This is a genomic window from Ensifer sp. KUDG1 (genome assembly GCF_050434285.1).
GTDB lineage: Bacteria > Pseudomonadota > Alphaproteobacteria > Rhizobiales > Rhizobiaceae > Ensifer.
Window position 1 is genome coordinate 88,999 of record NZ_JBNDIG010000016.1, and the last position, 21,046, is coordinate 110,044.

General features: G+C 63.3%; 20 protein-coding genes and 1 pseudogene. 2 read left to right on the top strand and 19 right to left on the bottom strand.

Annotation, left to right across the window (positions count from 1 at the left end; genetic code table 11):
• Positions 1-46: 46 nt before the first annotated feature.
• The 9 genes from M2267_RS28955 to M2267_RS28995 form a co-directional block, all read right to left on the bottom strand.
• Entirely contained in the window at positions 47-871 is an 825-nt protein-coding gene (locus M2267_RS28955) for a creatininase family protein (RefSeq protein ID WP_043614898.1), read from the bottom strand.
• 61 nt (positions 872-932) lie between these two features.
• Complete coding sequence (locus tag M2267_RS28960) at positions 933-1,301, bottom strand: hypothetical protein (RefSeq protein WP_043614901.1); 369 nt, start codon at positions 1,299-1,301, stop codon at positions 933-935.
• 232 nt (positions 1,302-1,533) lie between these two features.
• On the bottom strand, positions 1,534-2,526 hold the full coding sequence (locus tag M2267_RS28965; protein ID WP_043614904.1) for an ABC transporter ATP-binding protein: 993 nt from the start codon (positions 2,524-2,526) through the stop codon (positions 1,534-1,536).
• On the bottom strand, positions 2,523-3,548 hold the full coding sequence (locus tag M2267_RS28970; protein WP_156134037.1) for an ABC transporter ATP-binding protein: 1,026 nt from the start codon (positions 3,546-3,548) through the stop codon (positions 2,523-2,525). The genes M2267_RS28965 and M2267_RS28970 overlap by 4 nt, the downstream gene beginning before the upstream one ends.
• Positions 3,545-4,453, bottom strand: a complete 909-nt coding sequence (gene ddpC / locus M2267_RS28975; RefSeq protein ID WP_052201716.1) for a D,D-dipeptide ABC transporter permease — start codon at positions 4,451-4,453, stop codon at positions 3,545-3,547. Before ddpC ends, M2267_RS28970 begins: the two co-directional genes overlap by 4 nt.
• Positions 4,454-4,455: 2 nt before the next feature.
• The gene (locus M2267_RS28980; RefSeq protein ID WP_043614907.1) at positions 4,456-5,469 is read right to left on the bottom strand and encodes an ABC transporter permease; all 1,014 of its coding nucleotides are present in this window, start codon (positions 5,467-5,469) and stop codon (positions 4,456-4,458) included.
• A gap of 133 nt (positions 5,470-5,602) precedes the next feature.
• Complete coding sequence (locus M2267_RS28985) at positions 5,603-7,144, bottom strand: ABC transporter substrate-binding protein (RefSeq protein ID WP_429119354.1); 1,542 nt, start codon at positions 7,142-7,144, stop codon at positions 5,603-5,605.
• 123 nt (positions 7,145-7,267) lie between these two features.
• Positions 7,268-7,900, bottom strand: a complete 633-nt coding sequence (locus M2267_RS28990; RefSeq protein WP_043614913.1) for a helix-turn-helix domain-containing protein — start codon at positions 7,898-7,900, stop codon at positions 7,268-7,270.
• Between the two features lie 175 nt (positions 7,901-8,075).
• Positions 8,076-9,533, bottom strand: coding sequence for a M81 family metallopeptidase (locus M2267_RS28995; RefSeq protein WP_043614915.1), 1,458 nt, complete (start codon positions 9,531-9,533; stop codon positions 8,076-8,078).
• Between the two features lie 109 nt (positions 9,534-9,642).
• Here M2267_RS28995 and M2267_RS29000 point away from each other — a divergent pair, with 109 nt between their 5' ends.
• Positions 9,643-10,467, top strand: a complete 825-nt coding sequence (locus tag M2267_RS29000) for a M55 family metallopeptidase (protein ID WP_429119355.1) — start codon at positions 9,643-9,645, stop codon at positions 10,465-10,467.
• Positions 10,468-10,491: 24 nt separating this feature from the next.
• Entirely contained in the window at positions 10,492-11,730 is a 1,239-nt protein-coding gene (locus M2267_RS29005) for an NAD(P)/FAD-dependent oxidoreductase (RefSeq protein ID WP_429119356.1), read from the top strand.
• An 18-nt stretch (positions 11,731-11,748) separates the two neighbouring features.
• On the opposite strand, the gene M2267_RS29010 is transcribed toward M2267_RS29005, so the two are convergent.
• From M2267_RS29010 to tdh, 10 genes and pseudogenes are all read right to left on the bottom strand, one after another.
• Complete coding sequence (locus M2267_RS29010; protein WP_429119357.1) at positions 11,749-13,098, bottom strand: MATE family efflux transporter; 1,350 nt, start codon at positions 13,096-13,098, stop codon at positions 11,749-11,751.
• Positions 13,099-13,677, bottom strand: a complete 579-nt coding sequence (locus M2267_RS29015; RefSeq protein WP_043614924.1) for a peroxidase-related enzyme — start codon at positions 13,675-13,677, stop codon at positions 13,099-13,101.
• Between the two features lies 1 nt (position 13,678).
• Positions 13,679-14,185: a CMD domain-containing protein gene (locus M2267_RS29020; RefSeq protein WP_429119358.1), complete on the bottom strand. Its 507-nt coding sequence runs from the start codon at positions 14,183-14,185 to the stop codon at positions 13,679-13,681.
• A gap of 31 nt (positions 14,186-14,216) precedes the next feature.
• On the bottom strand, positions 14,217-15,686 hold the full coding sequence (locus tag M2267_RS29025) for an NAD(P)-binding domain-containing protein (protein ID WP_429119359.1): 1,470 nt from the start codon (positions 15,684-15,686) through the stop codon (positions 14,217-14,219).
• A gap of 13 nt (positions 15,687-15,699) precedes the next feature.
• Positions 15,700-16,770 (bottom strand): ABC transporter ATP-binding protein, encoded by a 1,071-nt coding sequence (locus M2267_RS29030; protein WP_429119360.1) that lies wholly within the window; start codon positions 16,768-16,770, stop codon positions 15,700-15,702.
• Between the two features lie 4 nt (positions 16,771-16,774).
• A complete protein-coding gene (locus tag M2267_RS29035; protein WP_429119361.1) occupies positions 16,775-17,566 on the bottom strand; it encodes an ABC transporter permease in 792 nt (263 codons plus the stop codon).
• A gap of 10 nt (positions 17,567-17,576) precedes the next feature.
• A complete protein-coding gene (locus tag M2267_RS29040) occupies positions 17,577-18,557 on the bottom strand; it encodes an ABC transporter permease (protein ID WP_192450440.1) in 981 nt (326 codons plus the stop codon).
• Between the two features lie 77 nt (positions 18,558-18,634).
• Complete coding sequence (locus M2267_RS29045) at positions 18,635-19,735, bottom strand: extracellular solute-binding protein (RefSeq protein ID WP_429119362.1); 1,101 nt, start codon at positions 19,733-19,735, stop codon at positions 18,635-18,637.
• 63 nt (positions 19,736-19,798) lie between these two features.
• The gene (locus M2267_RS29050; protein ID WP_429119363.1) at positions 19,799-20,794 is read right to left on the bottom strand and encodes a LysR family transcriptional regulator; all 996 of its coding nucleotides are present in this window, start codon (positions 20,792-20,794) and stop codon (positions 19,799-19,801) included.
• Positions 20,795-20,923: 129 nt separating this feature from the next.
• Positions 20,924-21,046: pseudogene (gene tdh, locus M2267_RS29055) on the bottom strand (L-threonine 3-dehydrogenase); the annotation flags it as partial.

The window sequence follows — 21,046 nt, forward strand, 5'->3', positions numbered from 1 at the left end:
CCCTAAAGGAATGGAATGCGATGTGCCGGCATCGGCGCCGGAAAGATCAGTCGGCCTTGCCGGCGGTGGTGCCGAGGCCGCGGCCGGGCGTCCAGACCGGGTCCGGCTTGGTCCAGAGCACGTCGTTGCGGATCAGCTTCACCAGTTCGCTCGCCTGCAGGTCGAGGAAGCGTTCGCCCTTCTCGGCGGTCGCGCTGCGCGGATCGCCCCAGGTGCCGGTGACCGGCGCGCGCTCGGAGAACGAGTAGAAACGCGACACGTCGGCCGGCACGTCGACCGGATGCTGCTGGTTGCCGAAAGCCTGGCCGAACATCTCGGTCTTCACCGCGTCCGGCACGATCGCCAGCATGACCGAGGCCTCGCCTTCGCAGGCATGGTGCGCGCCCGTGTCGACCTCGAAGATCTTTGACGCATCCTCGGGCGCCAGCATCCAGGGCGTCGTGGCGACGATCGGCATGGCGAACTCGACCGCCAGTTCGCGCACGGCGACGGCGAGCGGGTCCATGTTGCCGCCGTGACCGTTGACGATGAACAGGCGCTGGAAACCGAGCGTCTTCAGCGAACGGACGATGCAGCGGATGAGGCGGCTCAGCGTATCGTAGTCGAGCGTGATCGTGCCGCCGAAGGGCAGATGATGTTCGCTCATGCCGGTCCACAAGCCCGGAAGAACGGCGACCGGAATGTCATCGGCAACCAGCCGGGCGGCGCGGATCGCAGCTGCGGACGCGCTCGCCGTGTCGGTGATGACGGGCAGGTGTGGGCCGTGCTGCTCCAGCGAGCCGATCGGCAGGATCGCAAGCGCGCCCGGCTTGCCGGCAATTTCGCGCAGGCTCGGCGCGGTCATGCGCGCCCATTCAACTTCCTTGGTCATGTCAGGCCTCTTTCATGTCTTCAAAGCAAAATCTGTTCGCCGCCACGCCGACGGCATGCGCCTATGTCTGGCGTCCCCTGGCATCGACCCGCAGCGTCACCGCCCGCCCATCGGAGTGCCGCAGGGTGGCGGTGTCGAATTGCGCGACGACGGCGCAGGAATGATTGGGAAAGATGCGGACGCGGCTGCCGATTGCGGGCGCCATGTCGGTGAAACGGACAAAGCCGTGCTCCCCGGAAAGGCGGCGGGCGATCGCAAGGCTCTTGTGGGTCTTGATATGAGGGCGCAACGTGACACCTGAGGCAGCGGCCCGCGCCTGCCTGCCGCGCAGATTGCGCATCAGCCGATCTTTATCAATTTCGACAAAGGGCGTCGGCAGGTCGGCGGGGTCCGGACGACGAAAGGCGTCGAGCAGCGTTGGGTCAGTCAATCTCATCTCCGGCAAGCGGCGGGATCGCAAAAGGGCAGCCCCGATTGGCAAGCGCCGCCCGAAGGCGGCGGCTACAAATTTGCACAGTCGGAAATATCAAGCAAATTATTTTTCCTATAAGAAAATTATATTTCTCAAACTATCGCAACTGCGCATCAAATGAGACAGACGGCCCCGCACCGCGCCGCAGGTTACGGCCGGTAGGCGCGGATCTCGCATGTGTTCTACGCCTCTACGTCTGCGCCAGGTGACACCTGACATGGCGAGCGCTCTCGCTCAGGCGCCGCAGCACCTGGCTGGCCTCACAGCCGCCGCCGATCCGGTCGCACCTCTGCTTGTAGAAGCAGCCCTCCGGCAGATTGCGGTTGTTGGGAAGCTCGCCGGCGCGCACCTGGGCAATGTCCGGCAGCGGGCTTTCGAAACTCGGAGCCGCGGCCAGAAGCGTCTGGGTGTAGGGGTGACGAGGATTGCGCAACACCGCGTCGGCCGGGCCGGATTCGACGATCTGGCCGAGATACATCACCGCGACATCGTCGCAGAAGTGCCGCACCAGCGCGACGTCATGTGAAATCAGGAGATAGGTGAGCCCGCGCTCGCGCTGCAGCTTCAAAAGCAGGTTGATGATCTGCGCCTGCACCGAGACATCGAGCGCCGATGTCGGCTCGTCGAGCACCATCAGCTCCGGGTCCGTGCTGATCGCGCGGGCAATGGCGATGCGCTGGCGTTGGCCGCCTGAAAACTCGTGCGGCAGGCGGTCGAGATGTTCCGGACGGAGCCCGACGGCAACGGCCAGCTCCTCCGCCTTCTCATGCAGTTCGGCCCTGCTGTGCCCACCGCGGATATGCAGCGGCTCGCTGATCAGCCGCCAGACCGGCAGGCGCCGATCGAGCGAGGATTGCGGGTCCTGAAAGACGATCTGCATCTTCTGTCGAAGGGCGCGCTTCTGTTTGCCCTGGGCTTTCTGAAAATCCTCGCCGTCGATCGCCACCCTGCCCTCTTCGTAAGGCGCAAGCCCGATGATCGCCTGGGCGAGCGTACTCTTGCCGCATCCGGACTCGCCGACGATGCCGAGGCTCTTGCCGGCGCGGACCTCAAGCGTCACGCCATTGACCGCATGCACGTAAGACGTGGGCCTGCCGAGCCAGTTGCGGGAGGCCGGGAAGCGGACATGCAGGTCGGAGACCTCGAGCACCGGTCGGGCCATGGTACCAACGCCTTCGATCATTGCCGGCCTCCCCGTTCTACAAGTTCCGTCGCGCCACCGCGGCGCCAGCAGGCCACCTGCTGGCCGCCGGGCCCCGCCAGTTGCGGAGACTGGGATCGACATTGGTCGACCGCTTCCTTGCATCGCGGCTGGAAGTAGCAGCCGGCCGGTGGGCTGAGGAGGTTCGGCACGACACCGGGGATCGCTTCGAGTTCCTGCTTCGGCGCCACCCGCTCCGGCAAGCAGCGCAACAGCGCCTGGGTATAGGGGTGCTGCGGCGTCTCGAGCACGGTCCGCGTCGCGCCATGCTCGACGATCCGCCCGGCATACATCACGTAAAGCCTGTCGCAGAGCTGCGAGACGACGGCGACATTGTGCGAGATGAAGATGACCGAAGTGCCTGTGCGGCGCGCCCGGTTCTGGATCAGCCGCAGGATCACCGCCTGGACGGTGACGTCGAGCGCCGTCGTCGGCTCGTCCGCAATAATGAGACCGGGATTGCAAGAGAAGGCCATGGCGATCAGCACCCGTTGCCGCATGCCGCCGGAGAGCTCGAACGGGTAAAGATTCATGACCCGCTCAGGCTCGCCGATCAGCATGTCGGCCAGAATATCCCGAGCGACGCGCCTCGCCTCTGCCAGGCCTATCTCCTCGTGGCGTATGATGACGTCGGTGAGTTGTTTGCCGATCCGGATCGTCGGATTGAGGGCGTTCATCGGCTCCTGGAAGATGGTGGAAACCACCTTGCCGCGCAGGTCCTGCAACTGATCGTCGTCCATGGAAAGCGTGCTGTGGCCAAAGAGCCTGACGGTGCCACCGGTGATGCGGTAGCGCCCCCTAGGCAGAAGCCCTGTCGCGGCCATGGTCGTCACCGACTTGCCGCAGCCGGATTCGCCGACAATGCCGACGATCTCGGCCTTGCCCACGTTGATCGTGACGTCGTCGAGCGCCTTGATGGCACCGCTGAAGGTTGGAAACTCCAGCGACAGATTGTTGATGGCCAGCGCCTGGCCGCGTGGTTCTGCCGTTCCGGTCATCATCATCTGCCCCTCAAGCGCGGGTCGAGCATGTCGCGAATGCCGTCGCCGACGAGATTGCACCCCATAGCCGTGATCAGGATGGCAAGGCCCGGGAAGGTCGCGTACCACCATTGATCGAGCATGTAGCTGCGACCGCTGCTGACCAGCGCACCCCATTCGGCGGTGGGCGGCTGGGCGCCAAGGCCGATAAAGCTGAGGGCGGCCGCGATCAGCACGACGCCGCCAAGATCGAGCGTTGCCTGGACGATGATCGGCGACATCGCGTTCGGCAGGATATGCCAGCGCAGGATGTAGAAAGGCGAGGCGCCGAAGGTGCGCGCCGCTTTCACGAAGACCTGCTCGCGCAGCGAAAGCGTCTGGCCGCGGGCCAGGCGCACATAAGCGGGGATGCGTACGATCGCGACCGCGAGCATGGAATTGAACAGGCTCGGACCAAGGGCTGCGGCCAGCGCCATGGCGAGCACTAGCGCCGGCAGGGCGAGAACGACGTCCATCAGCCGCATGATGGCGGTGTCGACCCGGCCGCCGACGACGCCAGAGAAGCAGCCGATCAGCACTCCGACCGACATCGAGATCAGGACGATCATGAAGGCGGCGCCACAGGACGCCCGCGCCCCGTAGATCACCCGCGAGAACAGGTCGCGGCCGACCTCGTCCGTGCCGAACCAGTGGACAGCACTCGGCGGCAACAGGCGCGCCGTCAGCGACACCTTGTCCGGATTGTAGGGTGCTATGACGGGTGCGGCGATGATCATCACGAGGACGAGCAGGATGATCGCGACGCCCACCAGCGTCAGCGGGCTGCGGCGGCTGAGGTACCAGAGATAACGCAGCCGCTCGGAGAAGGGCTTGGCCCTGCGGATCGCTGCGTTCGACGCAACAGGCTCTGTCGGCATGACGGCGGACATGATCAGACCTCCCTGATCTGCGGGTCGGCGAGCATGTAGGCGAGATCGACCAGGAGGTTGATCAGCACATAGCCGATGGATGCGACGATGGTGAAACCCATGATGGCGGGGAAATCGAGCGTCTGGATCGAGGTCACAACATAGGTTCCCATGCCCGGCCAGGCGAAGATCGTCTCGGTCAGCACCGCGCCATAGAGAAGATCGCCGAGCGCGAGCCCCAGCAGAGTGATCGAGGGGATGAGCGCGTTTCTGAGCGCATAGTTGAAAATGATCATGCCCTTGCGCAGCCCGCTGGCGCGGGCAGTGCGGATATAATCCTCCTGCAGCACGTCGAGCATCGAGGCGCGGATCTGGCGGGTGATCACGCCCATATTGGCAAAGGCCAGCACGAAGCCCGGCAGGATGATGTGGTAAAGCGCGCTGCGGAATGCGTCGAAACGGCCCTGCAACAGCGAGTCGATCAGCAGGAAGCCGGTGATGCGCTCAGGCGCCACTATGCCCATGGCCAGGCGCCCACTGCCGGGCAGGATCTGGAATTTCGCATAGAACACATAGATCAGGATCAGGCCGAACCAGAAGACTGGCATCGAGATGCCGCAGACCGAGACCGTGCGTGCCACCTGATCAATTGGACCATCCTTGTAGACGGCCGAGAGCACACCGAGCGGCACGCCGAGACAGATCGCGATGAAAAGCGCGACCACGCCGAGCTCCAGCGTCGCCGGCAGGAAGGTGCGGATATCGGCGGCAACCGGGCGGTTGGTCCTGAGCGACGTGCCGAGATCACCCTGCAGCAGATTGCCGATATAGATGGTGAACTGTTCAACGACCGGCCGGTCGAGACCCAGGTTGCGCCGGACATTTTCAAGTGTCTCGGCGCTTGCCCGGTCGCCAGCGATCATGCGCGCCGGATCGCCGGGAATGAGATGCGAGATCGTGAACGTGATGACCGCAACCCCGAGCACGACGAAGAGCAAGAGGATCAGGCGCGGAAGAATGATGCGGGTGATTGCCATGGACGTCAGCCCTTCCGGCACGGGAACCCCGGCCTAGCTTGGGAAACGGTGAACTCCTGCCGCCGTCGCCCTGAGGCCAGCGGCAGGTTTTCCGGGAAACGAGGTCAGCCAAGCGCAGCTTGACCGTTCCTCCTCATTCCGTTTTCGACATCGTTCCGAAGTTGTAGACCTGGATCAGCATCGGATTGTAGACATAGCCCTTCACCGCGGCGCGGCGGGCGAAGATGTCATTCTTCTCCATGATGTAGAGGTACGGCGCGTCGTCAGTCGAAAGCTTCTGCGCCTCGATGTAGAGAGCCTTGCGCTTTGCTTCGTCGACGATCGAAGCTGCCTCTTGGACGAGACCCGTCACCTTGCTGTTGTTGTAGAAGGAACGGTTGCCCGGACCGCCCATCTTACCGGCGTCGAACCAGTAGTTCATGAACATGTAGGGGTCGGCGAAATCAGGCGTCCAGGCGCCGGGCGCCATGTCGAACTTGCCGTTGGCGACCAACTCGCGCTTCGTCGTGTCGGCGACCGCCTGCAGATCGAGCTTGACGCCGATTTCTGCGAGAGAGGCTTGCAATGCGAGACCGACCGGCTCCCAGGCAGGATCGGCCTGAGAGAAGGTATAGGTCAAATGGATGTCGCCCTTGCCGGATTCGGCAAGCAACGCCTTGGCCTTCTCGATGTCGTAGCTGTACTGGAAACCCTGCGGATCATGGCCCCACATGCCGCTCGGTACCGCGCCGCGCATCTGCTTGGCCTGACCGAGCATGATGCCGTCAATGATCCCCTGATAATCAACCGCGTAGGAGATCGCCTGGCGCACCTTGGCGTCGTCAAGCGGCGGCTGGCGATTGTTCATGTAGATGTAGTTCACATACATGCTGGGATTGCTCTCGACGACGACGGAGGCATCCTTCTGCAGCGCTTCTGCCTGATCGAGCGGGATCTGTTCGATGATGTCGGCATCACCGTTGGTCAGTTGCAGGCGACGGGCAGAGACGTCGCCGACGATGCGGATGACGACTTGCTTCAGTGCCGGCTGGCTGCCCGAGTAGTGTTCGTTGCGGTCGAGCACGATGCTCTGGTTGCGCTCCCAGGAGGCGATGCGATAGGGCCCGCTGCCGGCCGAATGTTCGGCAAGCCAGGCCTTCGCCATGTCGCCGTCCTTCTCATGCTCCATCACCTTGGGATTGACGATCGCAGCGCCGGAGACGGCAAGCGTCGAGATGAAAGGCGCAAACGGCGCGGTCAGGTGAAATCTCACGGTCTGCGGGTCGACGACTTCGACCTCCTTCAGCACCGGGAACGCATCGGACGGGCCAGCCTTCAGCTTCATCAGCCGATCGAAGCTGAACTTTACGGCCGCGGCATCGACCGGCGAGCCGTCATCGAACTTGTGGCCCGCCGCGATCTTGAAGGTCCAGACGAGGCCGGCATCGTCGGCAGTCCAGCTTTCGGCGAGTTCCGGGCCGACTTCGGTCGACCCGCCCTTGTAGGCGACCAGTCGCTCGTAGGCGGCGTAGATCAGTGTGTAACCGCTGTTGCTGATCTCAATGCCCGGATCGGCCGTCGGCGGATCTTCCGCGCGTGCCAGCACCAGCACGTCCTGCGCAGCAAGGGCGCCGGAAAGCGGCGTCGATGCCAGAAGCAATGCAATGCCGATCGATTTCCACTTGGAACCGTTCATCTCGTAGTCCTCCCCAGAACTGCGGCGTGCGATGCCCTCCCGGCACCCACCGCTGTGCTAGACTAGGAAACGATTTTCCTAAGTGCAATATTTTTTCTTATCGTATTTGTTTTTTAGTTTCGATCAGCTTTTGAGCTTGATCGTCTGCGCGTTTGCCAGCGTGGAAACCAGCTCGGTTTCCGGGGTCGAGCAAACACAGAGAATTTGCGCCGGCTCTTCGCTGACGCTCAGATAGGCGTGCCCCATCATCGCGTCGAAGTAGCAGGAATCGCCCTTCTTCAGCCGAAGGGGCGCGTAGATCTCGGTGTGGAGTTCCAATTCGCCGTCGAGGACGTAGAAGAATTCCTCGCCCTTGTGCCGGATCAGCGGCCCGAACTCCTCGAGCGTGCGCGCCCGTGCCATCGCCAGGATCGGGACCATCGACTTCTTGGAAATCTCCGTGCAAACATAGAGATAGTCGTAGTTCTGCGTGACGATCTCCCGACCGTCTCCGGATTTGGTATAGGTGCGCCGCCCGAGCATGCTAGGGGTGTCTTCCGCGCCCGTCATAGTCCCGAACAGCTCGACGATGTCGACCTTCAGGCCCTGGGCAAGCTGGATCAACCGGTCGTAGGTCAGCTGCATCTGGTTGTTCTCGACCTTGGACAGGGTCGAGACCGCAAGCCCGGTCATGGAGCTGACTTCGGCCAAGGTCCAGCGGTTGCGATTGCGAATATCCTTGAGGATCTCGCCGAGGCTGGATTTCGCGTCGGTCATCGTTGGCGTCTCCATTTGCCTGCAGCCATCGAAGTGCTCGCCGGGTTTCGCCCGCCCGCGACACAGAATCCGATTGGCATGATAGGAAAACCATTTCCTATAATACGTGACCGAAAGCAACATCGTGTTCTCGGCAATCCTTGCCCCACAACTGCTTGCAGCCTCTTGTTGCCTCCTATTCGGCGAACGGGTTGTCGACCTTTGGCCAATAGGGGCGCGTCAGCTTGGTGAAGGCCAGATCCTCGAAGGTCGGCTGCAAGGCGCCTGGCGCGCTGACATAGAGAATGTCGCGCGCAATGGGTTCGAAGCCGGCACGGAAGTGGTTGCTGGACTTCACCACCACGACCTTCTTTTTCGCCGGATCGAGCCCGAGCGCCGTCATGCATTCCGGATGAAAGGTCTGGGTGCGCACGGTGTTGAGCACGATGTCGACGCTGCCGGCAGACACCCAGACGGCATCGCCGATGCCAAGCGGCGTCGGCCCGAAGCGCTGGGTGATGCCCGAGGCCACGCGCCTGACCGTTACCGTCAGGTCGAGCGGGTCGCCGGAGGCCGGCCCCACCTTGCCGCCAATCCTCAGCGCCAATGTGGCGCCCTCTCCCGCCTCGCGGCACATGCGCACTGCAATCGGATCCCAGTAGAGGCAGGAGGCCACATCCTCGATGCCACGCTCTATGATGCGGCGCAGGATGAACGTCGAATCTCCAGGCGCCCCGCCGCCTGCATTGTCGGAGACATCGGCGATTACGATCGGGCCGCTCGTAGCGTCAACCGCCCGGTCGAGGGCTTCGTCAATGCCGAGATAATCTCCGCGCATCTCTTCGCGCGCCTCGAAGATCTCCCGGCCGAAAGATCGCGCCGTGCGCGCGGCCTTTTCCGGATCGTTGTCGGTCACCACAAGCATCTTGGCGCCGACATCTTCCACGTCGCCCCAAGGGAAGCCGTGGCCGAAGGAAACCGAGAGTACACCATCCTGCCCTTCCATCGCCTTCATACGGTCGACGATGCCGCGCAGCGGCGCGCGATGCGGGTGGAAGGTGTTGATCATACGGCAATCATAGAAGCCCATGGTCGGCCGCACTTGGCCGGCGAGTGTGCGCTCCATCATCCGGAACAGCTGTTCGGCAACCTCCTCAATGTCCGTATGCGGATATTCCTTGTAGGTGGCGATCATGGTCGCACTGGCAACCATGCGTTCGGTGATATGGCAATGGAGATCGAGTTCGGCCGCAACTGGCACATCGGGCCCGACCACTTCCCGAACTTGCGCAAGCAGATCGCCTTCGACGTCATCGTAGCCATCGGCGACGCAGGCGCCGTGCAGGGCGAGCATCACGGCATCAACCGGCAGAGCGGCCTTGAGATCGTCGAGGATGGTGGCGCGGAAACTCTCATAGACCGCCCGCGTTGTCCTGCCGCCGGGCTCGGCCACGGCGCACAGGCTCTCGACCACGTCCCAGCCCTTATTCTGCGCGGCGTTGCGCCAGACGAACATTTGCGAAGAGCAGCAGTTGAGCGGCTTGCCGGTGGCGTCGCCATAGGCGATCAGGTTTTCGCGGAAGGCCTCGATGCCGGTCTGCATGGGCGAGAAGGTGTTGGTCTCCGTATCCAGCCCCGCGATGAAAAGTTTCATTTTCGCCTCCCGCCCATCAAGAAAGATATTTTCTAATCATAAAACTATGTTTATCGTCGGAAAGTCAAATGTATTATCCGCGCTTGCGCGGCTGACCGGGGAGGCAGGAATGCGCATCTATATTTCCGCTGACATCGAGGGGATCGTCGGGGTCGTGAGCCGCGACCAGCTGATGCCCGAAGGTTTCGAGTACGAGAACGCCCGGCGCTGGATGACGGACACCGTGGTTCACGCCTGCGAAGCTGCGCATGAGGAAGGTGTAGAAGAGGTCATCCTCAGCGATTCCCACGGAAATGGCGAGAGCATCCTGATCGACCGCCTGCCGGACTATGTGCAGATCGTGCGCAGCTGGCCGCGGCCTCTGATGATGATGCAGGGCGTCGAACTCGGTTCCTTCGTCGGCGCGATGCTTCTCGGCTACCACGCCGGCGCAAGCCATGCGAGCGGCGTGCTGTCGCACACGATCGGCGGCACCGCCTTTGCTGAGGTGCGCATCAATGGCACCGTCATGCCGGAGGCCGGCATCAACGCCGCCATCGCCGGACATTTTGGCGTCCCGGTGCTGCTCGCATCCGGTGACAACATTGCCTTGGAGGAAATCAAGGAGCGGATCGGCGATATCGTGACGGTGCCGGTGAAGCAGGTCTACAGCACGCAATCGGCCATCACCCTGACGCCTGCCGTCGCCCATCGCCGGATCCGCGAAGGCGTCAAGAAGGCATTGTCGAGGGCCGGTTCGGCAAAGCCGTTCAAGCTGGAAAACCCCATCCTTGAGATCGTCTTCCGCAACCGCCTCCCGGCCGAATATCTCTCCTATCTCAAGGGCGTCGAACGCACCGACGGCTACACGATCCGCTACCAGGGCGACGACATGGTCGACGTCTCGCGTTTCATCCAATTCGTGGTCGGGTATAATTCCCGCCTCACCTTCTGACGAGCATTTCCGCGGAACCAATCCATGACCACCTCAATCGTCCTCGGCGCCGGCATGGTCGGCGTTTCCACCGCGCTCGCCTTGCAGGAGGTCGGGCACCAGGTTGTGCTGATCGACCGCAAGGCGCCGGGCCGGGAAACCAGTTACGGCAATGCCGGCATCATCCAGACCGAGGCCGTAGAACCCTATGCCTTTCCGCGCTCCCTGGCCGAGATCGTCAGGGTGGCGCTGAAGCGCGGCAACGACACGGACTTTCGGCTCGGCGACATGCCGCGGCTGGCGGGGCCGCTCTGGCGCTATTTCACGCAATCGGCGCCTGCGCCCTATGCGAGGACCGTCGCGGCCTATTCGAAGCTGGCGCTGCGGGCGAGCGATGATCACGCGCGCTTCGTCGAGCCGGCCAATGCCCGCGACCTGATCGTCCGCGAGGGCTGGCGCGCGGTCTACCGTTCGCCGGCAAAGCTCGACGCGGCCATCGCCACCGCCGAGCGCCTGAAACGGGAATACGGCGTGCCGTCTAAGGCGCTCACGTCAGACGAACTTGCGGCAAGCGAGCCGGCACTCAGAAGCCGGTTGGCAGGTGCGGTCCACTGGACCTCGCCCTGGACCTGCCGCGACCCGGGCGATCTGGTTTCGCGCTACGCAGCGCTCTTCGTTGCCCGCGGCGGGAAGGTCGCCCAAGGCGATGCCATGTCGTTACAGCAGACCGGCACCGGCTGGCGAGTGCTGTCGGAAGGTGGCGATATCACGGCTGAAAACGCGGTCGTCGCCCTCGGGCCTTGGTCGCCGATGCTTTTGGCGCGGTTCGGCTATCGTGTTCCCATGGTGTTAAAGCGCGGCTACCACTGGCACTTCGGCGGCAAGGACGGCCCACGCATTTCGATGCTGGACATCGACAGCTCCGCCCTGATCGCCCCTATGAACGCCGGGTGGCGGGTCTTGACCGGCGCGCACCTGGCGCCACTCGGCGCCGCCCCTGCATCGCGACAGATACGGCATGCCGTCACCGCCGCACGCACGCTTTTTGCGCTACGCGACCCCATCGAAGCGGCGCCATGGTCAGGTACCCGCCCATGCATGCCCGACATGCTTCCCGTCGTCGGGCCCAGCCGGCACAAGGGCCTGTGGTTTCACTTCGGCCATGGGCACCAGGGCTTCACCCTCGGGCCGACGACAGCGCTTCTGCTGGCGGAGCAGGTTGCTGGGCGCGCTGCCAATCCGCTGGCCCTGCCCCTGTTGCCGTCGACCCGAGACTGGGCATAGCGGAACGCTAAAGCCCGGTTATTGCCGCACGGTCGAAAACGTGCGGTCGGCGAGCCGCGGTAACATGAGCCGGAAGGCGACGCTGCGGGCGCTTTGGAACAGGATGAGCGCAATCCACAATCCGTCATTGCCAAAGACCGGCTGCAGGACCGCCCAGGCAGCAAAATAGATCACCAGCGAAGCGACCATCAGGTTTCGCATCTGCTTCGACCAGGTGGCGCCGATATAGACGCCGTCCATCTGGAAGGCGACGATGCCGAAGATCGGTAGGGCTGCGACATAGGGCAGGTAGGCGTGCGCAAGGGCTGACACGCTTTCCGACGGAGCGGTGATGCCGATCACCCAGTCACCGGCGACAAAGAGACAGAGCGCGACGAGCCCGGCAAAGACGAAGCCCCATACCGTGGTCAAACCAACGGCACGGTCGAACGCCGGCCGATAGCGCGCGCCGACGGCACGGCCTGCCAGCTGCTCGGCCGCCGTTGCCACCCCATCGAGAAAGGCGACGCCGAAGAAATAGAAGCGTAGCAGGATCGTATTGGCCGCAAGGATTTCGATGCCGAGCATGCCGCTCTGGCGGGTGAAGAAGGACAGACCGATCAAAAGCGCGAAGGAGCGGATCATCATGTCGCCATTGACCGAAAAGGCGCGGCGGAAGGCCGTCAGATCCGGAAGGTTCCATGCGGTCCGGTCGGTCTTTGCCCAGATGAGATAGAGCCCCGCCACAGCCGTGACGGCTTCGGCGACGAGAGAGGCGGCCGCAACGCCCGCCACACCCCAGCCGAGACCGAGGACCCAGTGCACGCTCAAGCCGGCGTTCAGCGCATTGAGCAAGGTTTGCAGGATCATGCCCCAGAGCGCATCGCCACGCCCGATGATCCAGCCGAAAACCACGAAATTGAACAGCACGAAGGGCGCCGACCACACCCGCCAGGCAAAATAGGTGGCGGCCGCTTCGGCGACCTTGCCTTCGGCTCCCATGGCGGCAAGGCCAAGCGCGCCGATCGGCTTTTGAAGCAAAAGCAGCGCCAGACCCGCCACGAGTGCGATGATGAGGCCGCTTGCGAGCATGCGCTGCTCTTCGCGCCGGTCACCGGCACCGAGCGCCTGGGCGGTAAAGCCGGTGGTCGCGCCGCGCAGGAAATTGAAGGTGACGAAGATCACGTCGAAGATGACGGTCGAAAGCGCCACGCCGCCGATCAGGGTCTCGTCGCGCAACTGGCCGATGACGCCGGTTGCGACGAGCCCGACTAGCGGGCTCGAAAGATAGGCGATCATCATCGGCAACGCGATGCGAAGCACGTCGCGATGCGCAATGTCGAAGGGGCGGAGCGTGACCGCAGCGTGGTCGGAAGACGCGTGTTTCACTCAATCCAGCCGGTGTGGTTCGCCGAGCGTATGCATCAGCCGGTTGGCCCAGCCGAAAATCGCGACCGCATGGATGAGGTCGAGGATCTGGAGGTCGTCGAGGCCGATCTCGCGCAGATGGTAAAACTGGTAGGCGCCGACATTGTCGGGATGCGCCGTGAGGTCGACGCCGAAATTGAACAGCGCCTGCTCGAATTCCGGCAGGTTCGCGTCGAGGCCGCTGCCATAGATTTCGTCGACCACCTCCGGCCGCTTTTCGAGCTGGATGTAGCGCGCCGCATGCACCGAAGCGCAATAGATGCAGCGGTTGACGAAGGATGCGGCAAGCGCGCCGATCTCCCGGCCGCCGCGCGAGAGCCCACCCTCGCTATACATGATGTCGTTGAAGAGCGGCGTGCGCTCCTTCAGGGTTTCCGGCTCATTGGCGAGAACCAGCACATAGTCCGAAATCTTCTTGTTGGACGGCGTGATCTTCAGCGCGTCGAGCTGCTCGGGGGTGGCGGTCTCGACATCGACCGGCTTGACATAGGGCTTCCAGTCGAGCGCCTCGACGGTGAATTCGTGCACGGCTTGCGACATGTCAGTTATCCCTCAGCATCTTGAGGCCGGCCACCACCAGCACCTGATAGTTCACGAAGGCGATCAGGCCGGCGAGCGTGACGATGTCCCGGTCGTCGAGGCCTGCGGCCAGCAGCTTCTCGACATTGGCGCGCGTCGCCTCCTTCGGCGAAAGCGTGACCAGATCGACATGGGCGAGGATCGCCTGAAGGCGCGGATCGGCATCTTCGGCACCGTTGCCAAGATCGGCAATCGACGCCAACGCGGAGCCCTCGTCCTCGCGTTCGAGCAGCGCCCGGAAATGCACGGAGAGCTCCTGCGACTTCCAGAGTGCCGCCATGCGCGCAGCAAGGGCTGCTCGGAGCGCATAGGAGAAGTTGCGCGGATCGGCAGGGCGAAGGGCAGCCTGATAGCTCGTCTGGCTCAACTGCTTCAGCTTCGCCCGCTGTTCGCGCAGCGCCTGCAGGTCGGGAAAGCGATCGAGCCCGAGCACCGTGTCAATTACGTCAGTTGTCGATGGAGAGGTCATTGGTTTTCCTGTCATCTGAAACGCGGGAGGTTCAGGCCGTCTTCTGTGCCGGCGTCGGCGCGTCGGCATCCACCCATTCGGTCCCGTCGAGCTCCGGCTTTTCGTAGGCGATTAGCGCTTCCCAATGGTAGTCGACATCCCGAATGAAGAGCGAAGCCGCGACCCCGCGCGCGAGCCACAGGGCGCCCTCGCTGATTGCGGGGATGTCGCCGCTGACCTTGCCGACGCTGACGGAGGCGCCGTAGTTGAAGCAGTGGATGTCCTTCAGCCAGGGGGCCGTTCCCGGCTCCTTCTCGGTGAAGGAGAAGTCTCCGTTCAGCCAGGGGAAACGCCCGAGCCCGGGGTTCTCTTCGCCCGGTGGCGGCGCGTAGCGGTCATCCCAGCAGGCGATCTGGTCCTGATAGGGGGCAAGCTCGCTGCGGCTCAGCGGATCGATCGAGAAGCCAGTGCCGAGGATGACGAAGTCGGTGCGGAAGATGCGGCCGTTCGTCGTGGTGATAACGACCTCGCTGCCCTCTTCCCTCATCGACCGGATGCCGCAGTCGAAATGGAAGTGAGCGTTCGGGTGCCGGCTGACGCGCAGCGTCGAATTGTGCGGCGCCGGCGTCTGCTGCTTGGCGGCATAGTCCATCAACCGCCAGCGCCACTCCGGCGAAATCTCGGCAAAACCTGCGGTGACGCCATAGGAGCCGATGCCCATCAGCTTGTTGACCGTCGGCATCTCCTTGCGGCGGGCGAGAAGGCGGACTTCCCCTGCCCCCTGCTCCAGCGCTTCGGCAGCATTGTCGACCGCCGAAGCGCCGACGCCGATGACGACGACCCGTTTGCCCTTCAGGCGATCGAAGTCGATCTCATCGGCCGAATGCGCCCAGGAGGTATGCCGCTCCATGGTCTTGACGAAATCCGGAATGGTCGGCTCGCCGAGCCCGTCGCGGCCGGTCGCCATCACCAGCTTGCGGGTGATGATCGCAGGCTTCGCTCCGCCGGCGATTTCAAGTTCCAGCAGCCCATCGGCGCGCGCCACGACGCGGGTGACGTGCGTGTCGTTTTCGACCGGGATGTCCATGACATCGCGATACCAGCGCAGGTAATCCATCCACATCGGCCGCGGGATGCGGAAGAGCTCCTCCCATTCCGCATCACCATGGAGCGCAGTGAACCAGGCGCGGAAGCTGAGCGAGGCAACGCCGAGCGCCGGGCCGAGAAGGATTTTCGGCGAGCGCAGCGTCTCCATGCGCGCATAGGTGACCCAGGGACCCTCGAACCCCTTTGGCGCGCGGTCGACGATGCGCAGATTGGCGATGCCGGCGCGTGTGAGCGCGTGCCAGGCAACAAGCCCGCACATGCCGCCGCCGATCACGACCACGTCGCTGACGTCCTCGCCCGCCGCCGTCGTCACCGGTTTCGACCAGTTGGCCGGCGGGTAGTTGAGATAGCTCAGGTCCTGCCTTACCCGCGCATTGAGCGCGGCAAGCCGTTGCTGCTTTTGACTGTCGGTCATCCCCGATCTCCCTTCACTTCGCCAGCAGGACGGCATCGCGGTCGCGCCACCCCACCCAGACGTCGTCCCCTTCGATATGCGAAAGCGCCACCGGATCGATCTGCGCCACGAGTGTGTTGCCATTGTCGAGAACGACGGTCAGCGACGTGTGGGCGCCCTTGAAGACGCGCTGGTCGATGCGCCCTTTCATCGACGGGCGGTCTTCGGGCTTGCGCGACAGGCAGAAAACCGCCTCCGGACGTAGCGCAACCGTGGCATCGTCTCCCGGGATCGGCGACGTGCCGTTCACATCCGCATGCACGACATTGCCGCGCCACTCGACGGCGGCGATCCCGCCCGCAACCGATGCGACCGTGCCTTCGAGGAAATTGCTCTGGCCGATGAAGTTCGCAACGAAACGGCTGCGCGGCCGGGCGTAGAGCTCGTCCGGTCCGCCCATCTGCTCGATCCTGCCCTTGTTCATCACGACGATGACGTCGGACATGGTGAGTGCTTCTTCCTGGTCGTGGGTGACGAAGATGAAGGTCTTGCCGGTCTTCTTCTGGATCGACTTCAGCTCGATCTGCATCTGCTGGCGGAGCTTCGCATCGAGTGCCGAAAGCGGCTCATCGAGCAAGAGCACGTTCGGATCGGGCGCCAGCGCCCGCATCAGCGCCACGCGCTGGCGCTGCCCGCCCGAAAGCTGCGCCGGCATGCGCTCGGCATGGTCCTGGAGGGAGACGAGGGCAAGGAGGTCACTGACCCGCTTGTGGATCGCCGCACTCTCCATGCCCTTCAATTCCAGGCCGAAGGCGATGTTGCGGCCGACCGTCAGGTGCGGGAAGAGCGCGTAGTCCTGGAAGACGATGTTGACGTTGCGCCTGTTCGGCGGCAAGTGCGAGATCGGCTTGCCCTCGAGGTAGATCTCCCCCGACGTCGGACTGTCGAAGCCGCCGAGCATGCGCAGCGTCGTCGACTTGCCGCAGCCGGAAGGGCCGAGCAACGTGACGAACTGGCCCGGCGCGATCGCAAGATCGAGATCATCGACGGCGGTGAGCGCCCCATAGGACTTGTTGACGTTCTTGAAATGGACGACAGGCTGCATTGCGTCAGCTCCTGGAACGGCGGGTGATATGCTCGGCATAGATGCCGACGGCAGTGGTGACGACGAGCACGATGGTCGCCATGGCGTTGATTTCCGGCGACATGCCGCCTTGCACCTTGGCGAAGATCAGCATGGGCAGCGTCGGCTGGTAGCCGCCGAGGAAGAAGGTGCGGACGAAGTCGTCGATGCTGGTCAACACGCAGAAAATCATGCCGCCGAAGAGCGCCGGCATCAGATAGGGGATGGTGACGCGCAGGAAAGCGATGAAGGGATCCGCGCCGAGATCGCGCGCGGCATCGACGAGATTGGCCGGCATCGACCGCAGCCGCGTCAAGACCATGATGACGACGAAGGGCACGGCATGAACCGTATGCGCGAGGATGATCGCGAAGGTTCCGGTCGGAATGTCGACAGCGCGAATGAAAATGCGCATCGAGATCGCGTTGATCAGCCCGGGCACGACGGCCGGAAGGCAGGCGAGCGCGAAGATAACCGCCTTGCCCCAGATGTTTTCCGCCGAAACGAGAAGCGCAATCCAGACGCCGATGATCGTCGCCGAAATCGTGGTGGCGAGTGCGATGCCGATCGAATAGAGCGAGGCTTCGAGGAACTGCTTGTCCTGGATCACCTTGCCGTACCAGGACAGCGTCCAGTTGCCGATCGGGAAAGCGATGAAGTTCGCATCCTTGAAACTCATCGCCATCATCAGCGCCAGTGGCAAGACCAGATAGACGGCGAAGATCCAGTAGGAAGCGCCAAGCGCGGTTTTCGGAAGGTCGTTGAAATAGGTTCGCATCGGTCCACCCTCACATCAGCCGGACGGAGCGGCCGCCGACGACCCGCATGAACAGCCCGACGGTTGTCAGCGACACCACGAGCATGATCATCGAGAAGGCGGCACCCTCCGGCCATTTGTCGTTCGACCCGTGGAACAGCGTCGCGATGACCTCGGGAAAGATCACCGAGTTCGGGCCGCCAAGCAGCAGCGGTGCGGCGAAGACGCCGACAGCCGTCAGGTAGACGAGGCTGCAGCCCGACACGATGCCGTCCTTCGACAGCGGAAGGATGACCCGGCGGAACCGCTGGAAGGGTCCGGCGCCGAGATCGGCGGCGGCCTGGATCAATGGCGTCGGGATCTTCTCGATCGCCGAATAGAGCGGCAGCAGCATGTAGAGCGCCAGCAGGTAGATGACGCCGAAGCTCAGCGAGAAGAAGGTGTAGAGCATCGGGATCGGGCGGTCGATGAAGCCGAATTCCCTAAGGAGCACGTTCAGTGCCCCGCGGTTGGCAAGCAGCATGATGACCGAGAAGGTACGGATCAGCTCACCGGCCCAGAAGGGGATCAGGAGCAGCAGCAGGGCCCGCATCCGGTTCTTCGGCTGTACGATCTTCGCGACGTAATAGGCAACGGGATAGACGATCACCAGCGTCGAGATCGTGACCACGGCGGCAAAGATCAGGCTGCGCACGAAGGGCAGGAAATAGAGCCGGTCGGAAAAGAACAGCGCGTAGTTCGAAAGCGTGTATTCGCTGCTTTTGTCCGGCTGTGGCGGGTAGTTGGCAAGAAGGCTGATATTGGCCATCTGCAGGATCGGACCGATGTGCAGCATGGCGATCCAGACAAGCGGCACGCCCGCGAGCACGGCGAGACGCACGCGCCGGCTTTCGACGAGCAGTCCGATCGTATGGCGGTATAGACCTGAGCGCGCCGCCCTGCCGATCCATCCGGCATAGCGCGGTACCGTCGACAAACCGACGGATGGCGGTTGTGTTGTCGTATCCAGCATTCTCTTTGTTCCCGGCTCTGGAAGAGTCCATTTTTTGACGGGCGACCGGCCTCAGCCGATCGCCCTGATTTGAGAGGTCAGGCCGACTTGATCTCGGCCGTTGCCTTGTCGATCATCTCGTTCTTCATGTCGCGGTTGACCGAGCTGAAGAACTGGATGCGCTCGACCTGCTCGGGCGGCAGCGACAGAGCGGCGCGCTCCTTGTCGTCAAGCACCTTGTCGACGCCGTCGAAGGCCGACGAGAAGCCGGACTGGCGGGTCATCGCAGCACCAATCTCCGGCGAGGACAGGATGGCGTCGAGGAAGGTATAGGCAGCGTCCGCGTTCGGCGCGTTGTTGACGATGTTGAAGGAATAGAGGAAGCCGAAGGTCCCTTCCTTCGGCACCGAGATCTCGATCGGATGGCCGTCCATGATGAGCTTGGCGGCCGGTCCAGACCAGGCCTGCGCGAGATAGATGTCCTCGTTGACGAACATCTGCTGCAGCTCGGAGCCGGCGTCGTAGTATTTGCGGACCTTGTCCTTGTGCTGAATGAGGAAGTCGCGGGCCTGGTTGGTGGCGGCCTGCGCAACATCGGGCTTGTCGCCATAGGTCACGTAGTCGCCGTCGTTGCCCTGGTAGCGCATGACGATCGAGAGGAAGTCGCTGACGATATAGGAGGTCAGGTTCTTGTTTTCCTCGTCGAACATGATCTCCCAGCTGTCGGAGGCCTTGGCGTATTCGGTGTTGCGCACCAGCCCCTCGAAGCCCGCAAGCAGCGGCACGCCGAAGGTCTTACCGTCGACGGTGAGCTGCGGCGCGCCCTTGTAGGCGGCGGCGAGCTTGCCCCAGTTCTTCAGCCGCCCGGTGTCGAGCGTCAAGAGCAGGTTCGATTTCATGAACTGCGACAGACGGTGACCGGTGACGGTCACGATATCGGTGGAAGGTGCGGCACCCTCGGCGGTCAAGAGGTTGTACTGCTTACCCTGGTCGTCGGTCAGGCGGATGCGCACCTCGATGCCGGTATCCTTCTGGAACTGGTCGATGAAGGACTGCGGTACGAACTTGTCGTAGGTCGTGATGTTGACGACCTTGCTCTGGGCGAAGGCCGGGCGGATGATCGAAGGTGCCGCGAGCACCCCCGCCCCGGCTGCCAACAGCTTCATTGCCGACCGGCGGGTGACATCAAAATTGTTCATCTCGTTCTCCTCATTTTGGCAGGCTCAATTTCCGTGTGAGCGTTGTAGAGCTTTTGCTCCCCTTTATTTCACCGCCGGGTTGTCCGGCGGCGCACCATTGCCGGCGTTCCTGCCGGCAAAGCTCCTTTCGGCGATACGCGCCATCTGTTTGGGATCGTGCACGGTAAGATCCGGCATCCGCTCCGAAGCGATCCGCGCTATCCGTTGAATGAGTTCCCGGACGCCGGCCGAGAGCGGGCGCGAGCCGGCTGACAGGATCGCCCACAGGAAGGGGATTTCGACATCGAGAGGCCGAACGACGATGGGCGCCGATTGCAGGCCGTAGGCCGTCGCCGGCTCGATGATCGCCACGCCGAGGCCGAGCGACGCGACTTGCACGGCGTTGTTGGCCGCGTTGGTCGCGATGATCCGGCTGGGTCGCACGCCAGCCGCATTGAGCACCTCATCGACGCTATGGCGAAGCCGAAACGGATTGGACATGGTGACGAGCGTGCGCCCGGCGAGATCGGCGATCGAGATCACGTCTTTCGCAGCCAGCGGATCGTGCGGCGCAACCGCGGCGACGCAGCGCCCTTCGAAAAAACCCTGAACGTCCAGGCCGGGCTGATCGGCCGGCAGCGACGTCACGCAGAAATCCGCCGTGCGCGCAAACACCGACTGCACGGCGGCCTCGGCCGGCATGCTGCGCAGATTGATCGTGTGGGGCAGCAGATGCTCCGGCAGCGCGGCAAGCGCCATCGGGATGATGCCGCTCGCGAAGGCGGGCGTCGCGGCGATTTCGATCGGCTCCGGTTCCTTGCCGGCAATCGCCTTGGCGCGATTGCGCAGGTGGCCTATGCCGCTGACGAAGCGCTCCGCATCCTCATGGAAGGCAATGCCCTTATCGGTCGGCGCGATCCTCGGGCCATTCCGCTCGAACAGCGCAAAGCCGAGCGTCGTCTCCAGGTCCTGGATGAGGCGCGTCACCTGCGACTGCGAGCGGTCGAGCAGGCGGGCGGCACCGGTGATGCTGCCCGTCGACATAACGGCGAGAAAGGCCTCGAGATCGCGTACTTCCATCGGCTATCATGCGCTCCCTGCATGGTGGACGATCAATAGTGCATAAAACGCATTCTTAGTTCTAGTGACAAAAGACAATTTTTCTCGGACGGGGGACGAAAGGGCCGGATCAGGCCGGCCCTTTGGGCCTCACCAGTCCATGACGACCTTTCCGGAGTTGCCGGAGCGCATCGCTTCGAAGCCGTCGCGGAACTCGTCGATGGTGATGCGGTGGGTGATGACCGGGGCAAGGTCGAGGCCGCCCTGCACGAA